This is a genomic window from Stenotrophomonas sp. SAU14A_NAIMI4_8, from assembly GCF_003086695.1.
Lineage (GTDB): Bacteria > Pseudomonadota > Gammaproteobacteria > Xanthomonadales > Xanthomonadaceae > Stenotrophomonas.
The window spans coordinates 2,739,096-2,755,140 of record NZ_CP025999.1 but is presented as its reverse complement, the minus strand read 5'-3'; the positions used below and the strand labels follow the sequence as shown (position 1 = coordinate 2,755,140).

Genomic DNA, 16,045 nt, shown 5'->3' with positions numbered 1-16,045 from the left:
TGCCTACACTGGCCCCGGCCACTTTCGCAGGAAACACCGCAGCATGTCCGCCCGTCCCGGCTTCCGTTCCAACCGCAAAGACCGCGGCGATGGCTTTGATCGTGATCGTGACGATTCGCGCATCGACCAGCTGCGCGTGCCCCCGCATTCGGTGGAAGCCGAACAGGCGGTGCTGGGCGGCCTGATGCTGGCCCCGGAAGCCTACGACCGGGTCAACGACCAGCTGAACGAAACTGACTTCTATCGTCGCGATCACCAGATGATCTACCGGGCGATCCGCGAGCTGTCCGAGCGCGAGCGTCCGTTCGATGCGGTCACCCTGGGCGAGTGGTTCGAGTCGCAGGGCAGGATGGAGCTGGTGGGCGATGGCGCTTACCTGATCGAGCTGGCCAGCACCACGCCGTCGGCGGCCAACATCGTGGCCTATGCCGAGATCGTGCGCGACAAGGCGGTGCTGCGGCAGCTGATCCAGGTCGGCACGGACATCGTCAACGACGGTTTCCAGCCCGAAGGGCGCGACAGCAGTGAACTGCTGGCATCGGCGGAAAAGAGCGTGTTCGCCATTGCCGAACAGGGCGCGCGCGGCCGTACCGATTTCGTGGCGATGCCCGGCGCACTGAAGGACGCCTTCGAAGAGCTGCGCAACCGCTTCGAGAACGGCGGCAACATCACCGGCCTGCCCACCGGCTACACCGACTTCGATGCGATGACCGCCGGCCTGCAGCCGACCGATCTGATCATCCTGGCCGCGCGCCCGGCAATGGGCAAGACCACCTTCGCGCTGAACATCGCCGAGTATGCGGCGATCAAGTCGAAGAAGGGCGTGGCGGTGTTTTCGATGGAAATGTCGGCATCGCAGCTGGCGATGCGCCTGATCTCCTCCAACGGCCGCATCAACGCCTCGCGCCTGCGTACCGGCCAGCTGGAAGACGAGGACTGGAGCCGGGTCACCAGCGCGATCAAGATGCTGAAGGAAACCAAGATCTTCATCGACGATACGCCGGGCGTGTCGCCGGAGATCCTGCGTTCCAAGTGCCGCCGCCTGAAGCGCGAGCACGACCTGGGCCTGATCGTGATCGACTACCTGCAGCTGATGAGCGTGCCGGGCAACAGCGAAAACCGCGCGACCGAAATCTCGGAAATCTCGCGTTCGCTGAAGGGCCTGGCCAAGGAACTGAACGTGCCGGTGATCGCGCTTTCGCAGCTGAACCGCTCGCTGGAAACGCGTACCGACAAGCGCCCGGTGATGGCCGACCTTCGCGAATCGGGCGCAATCGAGCAGGACGCGGACATGATCGTGTTCATCTACCGCGACGATTACTACAACAAGGAAAATTCCCCGGACAAGGGCCTGGCCGAAATCATCATCGGCAAGCACCGTGGTGGTCCCACCGGTTCGTGCAAGCTGAAGTTCTTCGGCGAATACACCCGTTTCGACAACCTGTCCCACGATTCGGTGGGTTCGTTCGAATAACGCCTGCGGGCGTTACCGTAGCGCCGGGCAATGCCCGGCCGCTTCCCGCGGTTTCGTCAGCCCCAGCCCGGTTTCGTCGCAAACCGTTTGCGGGCGGGCGGGCAGGGCGCCAAGGTGATCCCAGGCGGCAGGGTGCCGCTGCAAGGGAGACCTGTCATGAAGACGCTGTTCGCGCTGGGCGTGTGGTGCCTGCTGTTCGTGCTGTGCTGGCCGTTGGCGATCCTGGCCCTGCTGCTGTGGCCAGTGGTCTGGCTGCTGAGCCTGCCGTTCCGCCTGGTCGGCATCACCTTCTCGGCGCTGTTTGCCTTCCTGCGTGCGCTGTTCATGCTGCCGGCACGGCTGCTGGGTGGCCGGGCGGTGGCGGCATGAGGGCGCTGCTGATGCTCGGCCTGGCCCTGCTGGCAGGCCCGGCCCTGGCCGAACCGCCGCCGCCGGCACCCACCTCGGCCTGGCTGGAGCGGCAGCAGGTGGCTGCCGCCGATGAAGCCAACGCCGCGGCGGCCACGCCGTCGAAGAAGCCCGAGGCCGAGCAGAACTGCCGGGTGGTCAAGCAATGGAAGGTGGGTGACACGGTGGTCAAGCACCGCGTGTGTGACGACGCGGCGAAGCCGGTCCCGCCCGCCAAGGAAGGGTAGCGCCGCGCCCACGCTCGGCGCGACATCAACGTGAGGGCACTGCCGGGAAGACCTGCTGCTGCCCATCGCGGTACATCATCATGATTCTCTCGCCGCGGTAAGGCAGCACGACATCCGGCCGCCACGTTTCTTCCTTCGGCGCGATGGTCCTGGCCACGGCGGTACATGCGCTGTTCTTGATCCCGCAACGGCGGATGGCGACCTGCAGGGTGCCGTTGGCAGACCTGAAATCGACGCCGGGCGAATGGAACAAGGTTTCGCCCGGCACGCTGTAGCGGATCCTGATCTGGTCCGATCCCATCGGGGTCACCTCGACGGGTTGCACCGAGGCCCTGCCGTAGTCGCCCTCGAGGGGTTCGCCGGTGCAGGCTGGCAGTGCCGCCAGCATTGCCAGCAGCGCCACTGCGATGCAGGAACTGCGGCCGAGCGGCATCCGTTGCATGGAATCGTGGTCCGTACGTGTGTGCCACGATCATCGTGGCCGCAGCGGGCAGGCGTCAATGCGCAGGCGCCGCAGTGGTGATGAGCGGTCTCCCGCTCTAGACTGGGCGCCCCGACAACATGGACGTTGTGCATGGAAACCGCCGCCCCCTGGTTCAACGAACTGTGTACGCAGCACGGCCTTGCGGCCGAAGCCGATGCACTGTCCGCGCTGCTGCGGCCCAGCCTGGCGTTCGCGCCCACTGCCGCGGATACGGTGGCGCTGGGGACATCGCGCAAGGGCGGCGGCCCGGATGTGCCCGACGGGTTTGTCTGGCCGGTCCACCGGGGGCGTGCGCTGGACTTCCTGCTGCAGGTCAACCTGGCCGATCTTCTCGATGCACCGACCGGGCTGGATCTGCCGGCCACCGGCGTTCTGTCGTTCTTCTACGATGTCCACGAGCAGCCGTGGGGCTACGAGCCCGAACACCGCATGGGGCATCGTGTGTTCCTGTTTGACGCTGACATGCTGCTGGAGCGTCGGCCGCCGCCCGATGAGGCACTCGCCCTGCTGCCGTCGGGCCTGTCCTTCAAGCGCGGCCTGCGCCTGCCGCACCGGGAATCTGCCGAGGGCGAACGCATCGGTATTTGGATGGCGCAACACGGCCTGGACTGGGACGAAGATCGCGAAGAGGCCTACTTCGAACTGACCCAAGCTGTGGCGGCCCACCATGCGGGCGCGGCCCAACCGCTGCATGCGCTGGGTGGGCCTGCGCACAACGTGCAGGGCGACATGCAGATGGAAGCGCAGCTTGTCGCCCATGGCCTGTCGTGCGGCGACGGCACGGCGTACAAGGATCCACGCAGGCCAGCGCTGGAGCGCGAACGCGAGCAGTGGCAACTGCTGCTGCAGCTGGACTCGGCCGATGATGATGCGATGTGGGGCGACTCGGGGATGCTGTATTTCTCGGTTCGCCGCCAGGACCTGGCCGCGCGCGATCTGTCGCAGACCTGGGTGGCGCTGCAGAGTTGTTGAGCTGGCTGTGCCGCGCGCACAAAAAACCCCGCCGAAGCGGGGTTTTCCGTTTGCGGTTCAGTGCCGACCAACAGTCGGCACCCACCCCGAAGACGAACGATCAGTTCGCCTTGTGGATGGCGCGCTTGCTGACCGCCATGGCCGCGTCGTGGATCACTTCCGACAGCGACGGGTGGGCGTGGCAGATGCGGGCCAGATCATCGGCCGAACCGCTGAACTCCATGGTCAGCACGCCTTCGTGCACCAGCTCGGACACGTTGGCGCCGACCAGGTGCATGCCGAGGATGCGATCAGTTTCGGCATGGGCCAGGATCTTCACGAAGCCCGCCGGCTCGATCATCGCCACGGCACGGCCGTTGGCGGCGAACGGGAAGCTGCCGGCCTTGTACGGAATGCCTTCGGCCTTCAGCTGGGCTTCGGTCTTGCCAACCCAGGCCAGTTCCGGCTCGGTGTAGATGACCCACGGAATGGTGTCGAAGTTGACGTGGCCCGGCAGGCCAGCGATCAGCTCAGCCACCGCGATGCCTTCCTCGAAGCCCTTGTGCGCCAGCATCGGGCCGCGCACGCAGTCACCGACCGCCCACACGCCGTCAACGCCGGTGTGGCAGTGCGCGTCGACTTCGATCTGGCCACGGTCGTTGATCTTCACGCCGGTGCCTTCGGCCAGCAGGCCCTTGGTGGCGGCGCGACGGCCAACGGCCACCAGCAGCTTGTCCACGGTCAGGGTCTTTTCGCCGTCGCTGTCGGTATAGGTGACAACGACTTCCTTCTTCTTGCCCTTGCCGGTGATCTCGGTCTTGGAGACCTTGGCACCCAGGCGGATATCCAGGCCCTGCTTCTTGAATTCCTTGGCAGCGGTCTTGGCCACTTCGGCGTCGGCCACGGCCAGGAACTCCGGCAGTGCTTCCAGGATGGTGACTTCAGCGCCCAGGCGCTTCCACACGCTGCCCAGTTCCAGGCCGATCACGCCGGCGCCGATCACGGCCAGGCGGTTCGGCACTTCGGTGAAGTCCAGGCCGCCGACGTTGTCGACGATGGTCTCGCCGTCGAACTTGGCGAACGGCAGTTCGATCGAATCCGAACCGGCGGCGATGATCACGTTGGTGCCCTTCAGCTCGACGATGGAACCGTCATGCTGGGTGACCTTGACCACGTTGCCCGGCTGCAGTTCGCCGAAGCCGTAATAGGCGGCGACCTTGTTGGCCTTGAACAGCATGCCGATGCCGCCGGTGAACTGCTTGACGATCTTGTCCTTGCGGCCAACCATCGCTTCGACGTCGATCTTGGCGTCCTTGAAGCTGATGCCGTGGTCGCCAAAGATGTGGCCCATGTTCCAGAACTGGCGCGAGGAATCCAGCAGCGCCTTGGACGGGATGCAGCCCACGCGCAGGCAGGTGCCACCCAGGGCCGGCTTGCCGTCCTTGCCCAGCGCTGCGTCGATGCAGGCGGTCTTCAGGCCCAGCTGTGCGGCGCGGATGGCCGCGTGGTAACCGGCCGGGCCGGCACCGATGACGACGACGTCGAATTGTTCAGCCATTGAATTATTCCTTGTTGCTATACCAGAACCCCTCCGCGCGGACGCGGAGGGGCGGGAGGTCTCTTACAGGCCGAACAGCATGCGGCCCGGGTTTTCCAGCTGGTTCTTGATGTCCACCAGGAACTGCACCGAGTCCTTGCCATCGATGATGCGGTGGTCGTAGGACAGCGCCAGGTACATCATCGGCGCGATTACGACCTGGCCGTTCTGGGCGATCGGACGCTCCTTGATGGCGTGCATGCCCAGGATGGCGCTCTGCGGCGGGTTGATGATCGGGGTCGACAGCAGCGAACCGAAGGTGCCGCCGTTGGTCACGGTGAAGGTGCCGCCCTGCAGTTCGTCCAGGCCCAGCTTGCCGTCACGCGCCTTCTTGGCGTAGTCGGCAATGGTCTTTTCGATGTCGGCGAAGGACATGCGCTCGACGTTGCGCAGCACCGGGGTCACCAGACCCTTTTCGGTCGACACGGCAATCGAGATGTCCGAGTAGCCGTGGTAGATGATGTCGTCGCCGTCGATGGAGGCGTTGACCAGCGGGAAGCGCTGCAGGGCGTTGGCCGCGGCCTTCACGAAGAAGCTCATGAAGCCCAGCTTGATGCCGTGGGTCTTGACGAACTCGTCCTGCAGTTCCTTGCGCGCAGCCGACACCTTGGACAGGTCGACTTCGTTGAAGGTGGTCAGCATGGCGGTGGAGTTCTTCGACTCCATCAGGCGTTCGGCAATGCGCTTGCGGATGCGGGTCATCGGCACGCGTTCTTCCGGACGTGCGCCACCGGCCTTGCCGGCGCCGCCGTTGCGGGCGAAGTTGACGATGTCTTCCTTGGTGACCGCGCCGCGACGGCCGGTGCCGTCCACGTCGGCCGGGTTCACGCCTTCGGTGATGGCGGTGAAGCGGGCGCCCGGGGGCAGGCTGTCGGCAGCCGACTTGGCAGCCGGGGCCGGTGCAGCAGCGGCGGCCGGAGCGGCAGCAGCCGGGGCAGCGGCGGCAGCCGGAGCGGCTTCAGCGGCCGGGGCCGGGGCAGCAGCCACGGCGCCTTCTTCGATGATCGCCACGACCTGGCTGGAGGTGACGGTGTCGCCTTCCTTGAACTTGATTTCCTTGATCACGCCATCGACCGGCGACGGCACTTCCAGGACGACCTTGTCGGTTTCCAGGTCAAGCAGGTTTTCGTCGCGCTTGACGGCGTCGCCCACCTTCTTGTGCCAGGTGGCGATGGTGCCGTCGGCGACGGATTCGGGCAGTACCGGGGCTTTGACTTCGGTGGCCATTGCGGGAGCTTCCTGGTTTGTCTTCTAAATAGGGGGAGGAGTTATTCAGCGACCTGGTCGTTGAACGGGTTGACCAGTGCGTCGGCGACCAGCTGCTGCTGTTCACGCACGTGGTCAGCCATGTGGCCGGCAGCCGGCGAAGCCGAACGCGCGCGACCGGCGTAGTGCAGGTTCTGGCCATCGGCCAGGCAGAACTGCAGGTGGTGGCGGATCTGGTACCACGCGCCCTGGTTCTGCGGTTCTTCCTGCGTCCACACCACGTCGGTGGCGTTGCCGTACTTCTTCAGCTCGGCGGCCAGCAGCGCGCGCGGGAACGGGTACAGCTGTTCCACGCGGATGATGGCCACGTCGTCCTGGCCGCGCTTGGTCTGGTCTTCCAGCAGGTCGTAGTAGACCTTGCCCGAGCACAGCACCACGCGCTTGACCTTCTTGGCGTCTGCGTTGGCGTCGCCGATCAGGTGCTGGAACTCGCCATTGGCCAGTTCGTCCAGGGTCGACACGGCCAGCTTGTGGCGCAGCAGCGACTTGGGCGACATCACCACCAGCGGCTTGCGGGTGGTCAGGTGCAGCTGGCGGCGCAGCATGTGGAAGGCCTGGGCCGGGGTGGACGGCACCACGACCAGCATGTTTTCCAGTGCGCACAGCTGCAGGAAGCGCTCCAGGCGCGCCGAGCTGTGTTCCGGGCCCTGACCTTCGTAGCCGTGCGGCAGCAGCAGGGTCAGGCCGGAAATGCGGCCCCACTTGGCTTCACCGGCGGCGATGAACTGGTCGATGACCACCTGCGCGCCGTTGGCGAAGTCACCGAACTGGCCTTCCCAGATGCACAGGGTGTTGGGGTCGGTGGTGGAGAAGCCGTATTCGTAGGCCATCACCGCTTCTTCGCTCAGCAGCGAATCGATGACGGTGGCCTTTTCCGGCGAATCCACCAGCTGCCGCAGCGGCAGGTAGTAGTTGTCGGTGGCCTGGTCGTGCAGGATCGCGTGGCGGTGGGTGAAGGTGCCGCGGCCCACGTCCTGGCCGACCAGGCGCAGGGCATTGCCCTCGTCCAGCAGGGTGGCGTAGGCCAGGTTCTCGGCAAAGCCCCAGTCACCCGGGATCTCGCCGGCGGCCATCTTGCGGCGGTCGTCGTACACCTTGGCCACGCGCGAGTGCAGCTGTACTTCTTCGGGCACGGTGTTGATCAGCTTGGCCAGCTCCAGCAGCTTGGCCTTGTCGACCTTGGTCGAGATCGGATCGGACAGCTTGCCTTCCAGCAGCTTGGGCCAATCGACGAACAGCGGGCTGGTCGGCGGGGTCTTCTCGACCTTGGCCAGCTCGGTGGTCACTTCGCCGCCGTCCAGCTTGTCGCGGTATGCATCGACCATCGCCTTGCCGGCGCCGGCGGCGATCACGCCTGCCTTTTCCAGCTGCTCGGCGTACATCTCGCGGGTGGTCGGGTGCTTGCGGATCACCTGGTACATCAGCGGCTGGGTGATCGCCGGTTCGTCGGCCTCGTTGTGGCCCCAACGGCGGTAGCACATCAGGTCGATGACCACGTCCTTGGCGAACTTCTGGCGGAACTCGAAGGCCAGCTGTGCAGCGAACACCACCGCTTCCGGGTCATCGCCGTTCACGTGCAGCACCGGGGCGGCGATCATCTTCGCCACGTCGGTGGCATAGCGCGTGGAGCGCGTGTCCTGCGGGTTGGAGGTGGTGAAACCGACCTGGTTGTTGACCACGATGTGCACGGTGCCGCCAACGGCGAAGCCGCGGGCCTGCGACATCTGGAACAGCTCCATGACCACGCCCTGGCCGGAGAAGGCCGCGTCGCCGTGGATCAGGATCGGCATGACCTGCTTGCGCGCGGTGTCCTTGCGGCGCTCCTGGCGCGAACGCACGGAACCGGCCACGACCGGGTCAGCGATTTCCAGGTGCGACGGGTTGAACGCCAGCGCCAGGTGCACCGGGCCGCCTTCGGTGGCCACGTCGGCCGAGAAGCCCATGTGGTACTTCACGTCGCCGGCCGAGGCGTGTTCGTCGTGCTCGAACTTGCCTTCGAATTCGTCGAACAGCTTGCGCGGGTTCTTGCCCAGGGTGTTGACCAGCACGTTCAGGCGGCCACGGTGGGCCATGCCGACCACCACGTCCTTGACGCCATCCTTGCCGGCGCTGCGGATGATGGTGTCCATCATCGGGATCAGCGAGTCGCCGCCTTCCAGCGAGAAGCGCTTCTGGCCGACGTACTTGGTGTGCAGGTAGCGTTCCAGGCCTTCGGCAGCGGTCAGGCGCTCCAGGGTGCGGCGCTGGGTGTCAGCGTCCAGCTGATAGTTGCCACCGGCCAGTTCCAGCTTCTTGTAGATCCACTGGCGCTGCTCGACCTCGGAGATGTGCATGAACTCCGCACCGATCGAGCCGGTGTAGGTCGCCTTCAGGCGTGCCAGCAGGTCGCGCAGCTTCATGCGCGGCTGGCCGCCCACTCCGCCGGTGCTGAACTCGCTGTTCAGATCGCCATCGGACAGGCTGTGGAAGGGCAGGCCCAGGTCCGGGGTGTTGACCGGCTTGGTCAGGCCCAGCGGGTCCAGGCGGGCATCGAGGTGGCCGCGCGAACGGTAGGCGGTGATCAGACGACCGACATTGCGCTCACGCTCGTCGCCCGCACCGCTGCCGGTGCCGGCTTTCAGCGCATCCTTGGCCGCGTCCGCAATGTGGGAGATGACGGCCGAGTGCGGAATGTCGCCTGCTTCGCGGCCCTTGAAGCCGTCGAAGTAGGTCTTCCATTTGGGATCGACACTATCCGGGGAGACCAGGTACTGCTCGTACAGGTCCTCGACATAGGAGGCGTTGCCGCCGGCGAGTTGCGAAGATTGCGCAAACTGCTTCAGTTGATTGTCCACGATGGAGGGTGTTGATTCGCTTTGTGGGGTATGGCTTCAGAAGGACCCTGCAGGAAAATGAATAGCCCTGCACGGGCGCGTTCAAACAGCCAAATTGTACCCCCATCCGCACGGGATGGGGCAGCAACGGCGGCATTGCGCGCGCCGCGGTGTCGGTGCCAGACAGGTTTGTCCGCGTCGGCCGTGTCAGATGCCCAGGGCGCGCAGTTCGCTGCATTCGCGCGAACGGTCCCAGACGCGCTGCAATTGCTGCTCGAACGGCTGTGAACGTGCAGGCAGGGCGATCGCTGCCTCGCCGTCGAGGCGGTGGCCGATAAGACGAAAGTAGAAGTCGCCCGCGTCGTTGACCAGGCAGGCCGAGGCCAGTGCGCGGTCGACCGGATCGCTCACTTCGCGGAACTGGATCACGCTGGGCAGGCGCTGGTACAGCGCCAGCAGCGGTGCCCCGGCACTGGCAATCGCGGCAGCGTCGTGCACGATCACCCGCAGCTGCTTGTCATGGCGGGCCGTGGCGAAGCGGCGCAGGGCCGCCTGCACCGGCGGCGCATCCAGCAGCCCGGGGTCCAGCTGGCGGCTGTGCAGCCAGAGCTGGCGGCGGGCGCGGTGGATGATGGCGGTGGTGATGGCCACCGCCTCGGCGCGGCTGTCGATGGCGCTGGCCACGCCCAGCCGCCGGCGCATCTGCTGGTGGCCGATCCCGGCTTCCTCGAATACCTCGCCTTCGGGCAGGAATCCCAGGCGCGCGTAGAAGTCACGCGCCGGCAGCTGCGCGTGCAGGTGCAGGTCGGCCAGGCCCAGACGGCGACCGGCGTCCACCAGCGCCTCCAGCAGGGCCTCGCCAACGCCCTGGTTGCGGTGGCTGGCCAGCACGGCCATGCGGCCGATGCGGCCATCCGGGGCCAGGCGCCCGGTGCCGACGGGCTGGCCATCGGCATCCAGGGCCAGCACATGGGCACTGACCGGGTCCAGCGCGTCGCGCTCCAGTTCGGCGGCAATGCCCTGTTCCTGCACGAACACCCGCTGCCGCACGTCGTGGATGGCAACGTGGGCATCGGCGTGGCTGACCTGCTGGACCCGGATCATGGCCATGGCTCAGGCGCGACCGTCGTCGCTGTCGTCTTCGTCGTGGTCATCGAAGTTGACAATGACCTCGATCCCGTCGTCGTGCACGGTCACGGTGTGGACATCGTCGGACACGACCTCGTCGTCCAGTTCGGCCACCTGGTCGTGGCCTTCCACCACTTCGCCCAGCACGTCGTGGTCGCCGGCTTCCTCGTCTTCATCCTCGTCGGCGTAGACCTCGTTCGGGTCGATCAGCTGGAACACGCCGCCGACCAGCAGCTGCTGCAGCACCGCGCGGCCCTTGTCCGACAGCCCGCGATAGGCGGCGGCATCGAGCTGTTCGGCGCCGGCCAGGCGCTGCGCGTCCTTCACCGGCAGGGCGAAATCCTGGCCGCTGACATACAGGCTGGCGCCGCGCTTGGCCCGGCGCCAGGCCAGGCGCGCCCAGGGGTGGCGCTGCAGCAGCAGGCCCGAGGCCAGCGCCTGCACCACTTCTTCCGGCGCCGGCGCGGCCTGGTGGGCCATCACTTCGCCGGCGGCGCGGTAGGTGGTGATGAAGCGGCCGAACCAGTCGCCCAGCTTGTCCGGGTCATTCATGCGGATGGCGTTGAGCGCGGTGATCACCCGGGCCATCGCCACCGTATCGATTTCGTTCGGGTCGGCCGGCACCTTCAGGTCGGCATCCTGGTAGCGGATGTTCTCGTCGGCATCGGCGATCAGGGTGTCCAGGTAGTCGCTGATCAGCTCGGCCGAGGACGGCGCGCGCATGCCGAAGGAGAACGTCAGGCAGGGGTCTTCGGCCACGCCGTGGTGCGGCACGTTCGGCGGCAGGTACAGCATGTCACCCGGCGCCAGCACCCAGTCGTGGGTGGGCTTGAACACCTGCAGCAGCTTCAGTTCCACATCCGGGCGGAAGCCCAGCGGCGGGCGCTTGCCCTTGATCGATTCGCTGGCATCGATCTGCCAGCGGCGGTGGCCGTGGGCCTGTAGCAGGAACACGTCGTACTGGTCGACATGGGCGCCGACCGAGCCGCCGGTGGCGGCGAAGCTGATCATCACATCGTCCATGCGCCAGCGCGGCAGGAAGCTGAAGTGCTCGATCAGCGCGCGCACGTCCTTGTCCCACTTGTCCACGTCCTGCACCAGCAGGGTCCAGTCGTGGTCGGGCAGGGCGGGGAACACGTCTTCCTGGAACGGGCCGCTGCGCACGCGCCAGCTGTCCTGGGCCTTGTCATGCTGGATCAGGCGCGCCAGCACGCCTTCTTCGCAGGCAAGCCCGGCCAGGTCTTCCGGCTGCACCGGGGTCTGGAAATCGGCGAAGGCATTGCGGATCAGCAGCGGGCGCTTCTGCCAGAAGTCGCGCAGGAAGGTGGCCGGGGCCATGCCCAGCGGCTTGCCGGGGCGGGCGGTGACTTCAATGAGCGGAGCGGAGGACTTGCGGGCGGCCATGGGGGAATCCTTGCAGCGGAATGCGGGAGGGGCGGCGCGGCGGGCCGCCAAGGTCTCCATTGTCCGCCGTTCGCTGGGATTGCGCACGTGCGATGGTTTGTCGCGGGGTTCCGGCCAACGGCGAAGCCCCTCGTGGCGGGGTCTGGATTCACCGGCAAAAGCCGCGCTTGGCCGGGCGGGTGGGCTGCGCGGGGGACGCCGTTAACCCGTCCATGGGGGCTTGGCCGCGCGCAGCCCACCCGCCCGGCCCCTGACAGTTTCCTGCGCGGCCCGCCACGCCAGTAGATCCACGCCATGCGTGGATGGAGCTTTCTCCCCGCAACGTCATCCACGCATGGCGTGGATCTACCATTGTCGGGAATGTGCGGGCGCCCAAAACAAAGAGGGACGCGGCGAAGCCGCGTCCCTCTTTCAAATTCCGTCCCGACAACGTCATCCACGCATGGCGTGGATCTACCCATCCGTCACCGGGAAACTGTCAGGGGTGGGGCGGGTTGGGTTCGCGGGACCGCAGGCGCCATGGATGGCGCCTACGAGCCTCCATGGATGGATTCACGGCGTGTCCCGCGAACCCAACCCGCCCCACCCAGCTCGCAGCAACCCAGAGCCCGGATCGCAGTTGCAGTTGCAGTTGCCTGCCGCAGGCAGCGCCCGCGGCCGCCGCCGCAAAGGAAACCCTTAGATCTTCTTCGCCAGCGACTCGGCCAGGCCGGTGTAGCTGCCCGGGGTCATCTCCAGCAGGCGCTGCTTGGCATCGGCCGGCAGCTCCAGACCCTGCACGAACGTACGCATCGACTCGGCCGTGATGCCCTGGCCACGGGTCAGCGCCTTCAGCTGCTCGTACGGGTTGGGCAGGCCGTGGCGGCGCATCACCGTCTGCACGGCCTCGGCCAGCACTTCCCACGCCGCATCCAGATCGGCATCCAGGCGCTGCGGGTTCACTTCCAGCTTGCCCAGGCCCTTGGCCAGCGAATCCAGCGCCACCTGGCTGTGGCCGAACGCGGTGCCCAGTGCGCGCAGCACGGTGGAATCGGTCAGGTCACGCTGCCAGCGGCTGATCGGCAGCTTGGCGCTGAAGTGTTCGAACAGCGCGTTGGCAATGCCGAAGTTGCCTTCGGCATTCTCGAAATCGATCGGGTTGACCTTGTGCGGCATGGTCGACGAGCCCACTTCGCCTTCCTTCAGGCGCTGCTTGAAGTAGCCCAGCGAGATGTAGCCCCAGATGTCACGGGCCAGGTCGATCAGGATGATGTTGGCGCGACGCGCGGCATCGCCGATCTCGGCCACGTTGTCGTGCGGCTCGATCTGGGTGGTGTACGGGTTGAACACCAGGCCCAGGCCGGTGACGAAGCGCTCGGCGAACGCCGGCCAGTCCACGTCCGGGTAGCTGGCCACGTGCGCGTTGTAGTTGCCCACCGCACCGTTGATCTTGCCGGTCAGTTCCACCGCGGCGATCTGCCGGCGCTGGCGCTCCAGGCGGGCGACCACGTTGGCCAGTTCCTTGCCCAGGGTGGTGGGCGAAGCGGTCTGGCCATGGGTGCGCGACAACATCGGCTGGCCGGCATGGGCGTGGGCCAGGGTGCGCAGCGTGGTGGCAATGCCGTCCAGGGTCGGCAGCAGCACTTCGCGGCGGGCCTGTTCCAGCATCAGGCCGTAGCTGAGGTTGTTGATGTCTTCGCTGGTGCAGGCGAAATGCACGAATTCCAGCGCCGGGGCCAGTTCGGCGTCGTCCTTCAGCTGTTCCTTGATGAAGTACTCGACGGCCTTGACGTCGTGGTTGGTGGTGCGCTCGATTTCCTTCACGCGCGCGGCCTGGGCCGGGCTGAAGCCAGCGGCCAGGGCGCGCAGGCGGGCGATGGCGCCCTCGGAGAACGGCGCCAGCTCGACGATGCCCGGCTCGGCGGCCAGCGCCAGCAGCCATTCCACCTCGACCACGATACGGGCCTTGATCAGGCCATATTCGGAGAAGATCGGACGCAGGGCGTCGACCTTGCCGGCATAACGGCCATCGAGCGGGGACAGGGCGAGCAGGGCGGAATCGGACATGTCGGCAGGGCTGGGGCAGGCGGCGGGGGCCATATTCTACGACGCGGGGCCTTTGCATGCTCGGTAGCGCCGGGCCATGCCCGGCCGATGGCGGCCGCGCTGCGCGCTCGCTGGGCACGGCCCGGCGCTACCCGTGTAAACGGCCTTGCGGACGGAACGATCTGGCCCGTCCTCGTCATCCCATGCTTCGGACAAGAGAGTATCGTTACCGCAGCCGCCAGCCCGGGAAGCGACACCCTGCCAGCCGCCGCTTCCCTTTCCCCAACAGAAGTAGTGCGGAGTCGATGCAATGAGCAAAGCTGCAAGCAAGGGTGGAACCGCCGGGTTCCGTGTTGAACATGACAGCATGGGTGAACTGCAGGTACCTGCCGACGCCCTGTGGGGCGCGCAGACCCAGCGCGCGGTGCAGAACTTCCCGGTGTCGGGCCAGCGCATGCCGCGCGGCTTCATTCGTGCCCTGGGCCTGGTGAAGGGCGCCGCCGCCGGCGTCAATGCCGACCTGGGCCATCTGCCCAAGGGCGTGGCGAAGGCCATCCAGTCGGCCGCGGCCGAGGTGGCCCGTGGTGACTGGGACGCGCATTTCCCGATCGACGTCTACCAGACCGGTTCGGGCACGTCCTCGAACATGAACGCCAACGAGGTCATCGCCACCCTGGCCAATCGCGGCGGCAAGGCCGGCAAGGCCAGCGTGCACCCCAATGACCACGTCAACCAGGGCCAGAGCTCCAACGATGTGATTCCCACCGCGCTGCGGGTTTCGGCCGTGCTGGCCGCGCAGGAGCACCTGCTGCCGGCGCTGGCGCACCTGCGCAAGGTGATCGATCGCAAGGGCCGCAGCCTGCGCAAGGTGGTCAAGACCGGCCGCACCCATCTGATGGATGCCATGCCGCTGACCTTCGAGCAGGAGTTCGGCGCGTGGTCGGCGCAGCTGGCCTCGGCCCAGGCGCGCATCGACGACAGCCTCAAGCGCCTGCGCCGCCTGCCGCTGGGCGGTACCGCCATCGGCACCGGCATCAATGCCGATCCGCGCTTCGGCGCGCAGGTGGCCAAGGCGTTGAAGCAGCAGACCGGGGCGAAGTTCGACAGCGCCGACAACAAGTTCGAGGGGCTGGCCGCGCAGGACGATGCGGTGGAACTGTCCGGTCAGCTCAATGCGCTGGCGGTGGCCCTGATCAAGATCGCCAACGATCTGCGCTGGATGAATGCCGGCCCGTTGGCCGGCCTGGGCGAGATCGAACTGCCGGCGCTGCAGCCGGGCAGCTCGATCATGCCGGGCAAGGTGAATCCGGTCATTCCCGAAGCGACCGTGATGGCCTGCGCGCAGGTGATCGGCCACCACACCGCGATCACCGTGGCCGGGCAGACCGGCAACTTCCAGTTGAACGTGACCCTGCCGCTGATCGCAGTGAACCTGCTCGATGGCATCGGCCTGCTGGCCAATGTGTCCACCCTGCTGGCCGACAGTGCCATCGACGGCCTGAAGGTGCGCCAGGACCGCGTGGCCGAAGCGCTGGCCCGCAACCCGATCCTGGTGACGGCGCTGAACCCGATCATCGGCTATGAGAAGGCCGCGGCAATTGCCAAGCGCGCCTACAAGGAACAGCGCCCGGTGCTGGAGGTGGCGCTGGAAGACAGCGGGCTGGCCGAGGCCGAGCTGCGCCGCCTGCTGGATCCGACCGCGCTGACCGCCGGTGGCATCCAGGCCGGTGGTGGTGGCGCCGGCGGTTGATCGTCCGGTTGCGTACGTAAACGGGAAACGCCGCCCTGGGGCGGCGTTTTTCGTTTCAGCGACGGTCGGCGACGATGTTGCCGAAGGTGTCGGTGTAATCCTTGAATTCGGGGATGGTCTGCACCAGGTTGGCGGGGATGACCTCCAGCCCGTCCGGCGGCTGGATCTTCACCGGCTGCATGTCGGGGTCGGCCGGGGCGGCCACCAGGGTGTTCTGGCGCAGCACCTGCAGCTTGCCGAACATGGTCTGCAGCATCTGCCGCTGGGTGTCGTCCAGCGGAATCTGAATCTCGTCCATCTTCATCGTGCCGTCGGCCAGGATGATGATGTTCGGCGCGGGCTGGCGGCGCACGGTCACCATGGTCTGGCTGACCGAAATCTTCGGCTTGCCGCGTTCGGCGCGGTGGTTGCGGTACTCCTGGTCGCAGCCGGCCAGGCCCAGGCAGAGCAGGGCGGTCAGCAGCAGAAACAGCTTCTTCATGGCGGTCGATCGGGGCAAACGGGGTGCTTAGTGTAAT

13 protein-coding genes are annotated in these 16,045 nt (G+C 66.6%); 5 read left to right on the top strand and 8 right to left on the bottom strand.

The annotated features are described in order from the left end of the window. Nucleotides 1–43: 43 nt before the first annotated feature. From C1930_RS12685 to C1930_RS12675, 3 genes are all read left to right on the top strand, one after another. Complete coding sequence (locus C1930_RS12685; protein WP_108756616.1) at nt 44–1,474, top strand: replicative DNA helicase; 1,431 nt, start codon at nt 44–46, stop codon at nt 1,472–1,474. A 156-nt stretch (nt 1,475–1,630) separates the two neighbouring features. Further along, nucleotides 1,631–1,843 carry a hypothetical protein gene (locus tag C1930_RS12680; RefSeq protein ID WP_108753563.1) on the top strand — a complete coding sequence of 71 codons (213 nt, stop codon included), beginning with the start codon at nt 1,631–1,633 and terminating at the stop codon, nt 1,841–1,843. After that, on the top strand, nt 1,840–2,109 hold the full coding sequence (locus C1930_RS12675; protein WP_108771902.1) for a hypothetical protein: 270 nt from the start codon (nt 1,840–1,842) through the stop codon (nt 2,107–2,109). The genes C1930_RS12680 and C1930_RS12675 overlap by 4 nt, the downstream gene beginning before the upstream one ends. Nucleotides 2,110–2,134: 25 nt before the next feature. On the opposite strand, the gene C1930_RS12670 is transcribed toward C1930_RS12675, so the two are convergent. Continuing rightward, on the bottom strand, nt 2,135–2,551 hold the full coding sequence (locus tag C1930_RS12670) for a hypothetical protein (protein ID WP_159093608.1): 417 nt from the start codon (nt 2,549–2,551) through the stop codon (nt 2,135–2,137). A gap of 132 nt (nt 2,552–2,683) precedes the next feature. Here C1930_RS12670 and C1930_RS12665 point away from each other — a divergent pair, with 132 nt between their 5' ends. Then, nucleotides 2,684–3,565 (top strand): YwqG family protein, encoded by an 882-nt coding sequence (locus C1930_RS12665; RefSeq protein ID WP_108771900.1) that lies wholly within the window; start codon nt 2,684–2,686, stop codon nt 3,563–3,565. A 100-nt stretch (nt 3,566–3,665) separates the two neighbouring features. Here C1930_RS12665 and lpdA read toward each other — a convergent pair whose 3' ends face one another. From lpdA to purB, 6 genes are all read right to left on the bottom strand, one after another. Then, nucleotides 3,666–5,102, bottom strand: coding sequence for a dihydrolipoyl dehydrogenase (lpdA, locus tag C1930_RS12660; RefSeq protein WP_108771899.1), 1,437 nt, complete (start codon nt 5,100–5,102; stop codon nt 3,666–3,668). 63 nt (nt 5,103–5,165) lie between these two features. After that, nucleotides 5,166–6,368 carry a dihydrolipoyllysine-residue succinyltransferase gene (gene sucB, locus C1930_RS12655; RefSeq protein WP_108756612.1) on the bottom strand — a complete coding sequence of 401 codons (1,203 nt, stop codon included), beginning with the start codon at nt 6,366–6,368 and terminating at the stop codon, nt 5,166–5,168. Nucleotides 6,369–6,409: 41 nt separating this feature from the next. Continuing rightward, the gene (locus C1930_RS12650) at nt 6,410–9,241 is read right to left on the bottom strand and encodes a 2-oxoglutarate dehydrogenase E1 component (RefSeq protein ID WP_108753560.1); all 2,832 of its coding nucleotides are present in this window, start codon (nt 9,239–9,241) and stop codon (nt 6,410–6,412) included. Nucleotides 9,242–9,427: 186 nt separating this feature from the next. Further along, the gene (locus C1930_RS12645; protein WP_108772595.1) at nt 9,428–10,324 is read right to left on the bottom strand and encodes a GNAT family N-acetyltransferase; all 897 of its coding nucleotides are present in this window, start codon (nt 10,322–10,324) and stop codon (nt 9,428–9,430) included. A 9-nt stretch (nt 10,325–10,333) separates the two neighbouring features. Continuing rightward, on the bottom strand, nt 10,334–11,752 hold the full coding sequence (locus C1930_RS12640) for a cupin domain-containing protein (RefSeq protein ID WP_108756611.1): 1,419 nt from the start codon (nt 11,750–11,752) through the stop codon (nt 10,334–10,336). Nucleotides 11,753–12,430: 678 nt separating this feature from the next. Continuing rightward, the gene (purB, locus tag C1930_RS12635) at nt 12,431–13,798 is read right to left on the bottom strand and encodes an adenylosuccinate lyase (protein WP_108771898.1); all 1,368 of its coding nucleotides are present in this window, start codon (nt 13,796–13,798) and stop codon (nt 12,431–12,433) included. 289 nt (nt 13,799–14,087) lie between these two features. Between purB and C1930_RS12630 the strand changes: the two genes are divergently transcribed. After that, on the top strand, nt 14,088–15,527 hold the full coding sequence (locus tag C1930_RS12630; protein WP_108753557.1) for a class II fumarate hydratase: 1,440 nt from the start codon (nt 14,088–14,090) through the stop codon (nt 15,525–15,527). A 55-nt stretch (nt 15,528–15,582) separates the two neighbouring features. Here the strand turns inward: C1930_RS12630 and C1930_RS12625 are convergent, their stop codons facing one another. Further along, complete coding sequence (locus C1930_RS12625; RefSeq protein ID WP_108771897.1) at nt 15,583–16,008, bottom strand: hypothetical protein; 426 nt, start codon at nt 16,006–16,008, stop codon at nt 15,583–15,585. Nucleotides 16,009–16,045: the final 37 nt, after the last annotated feature.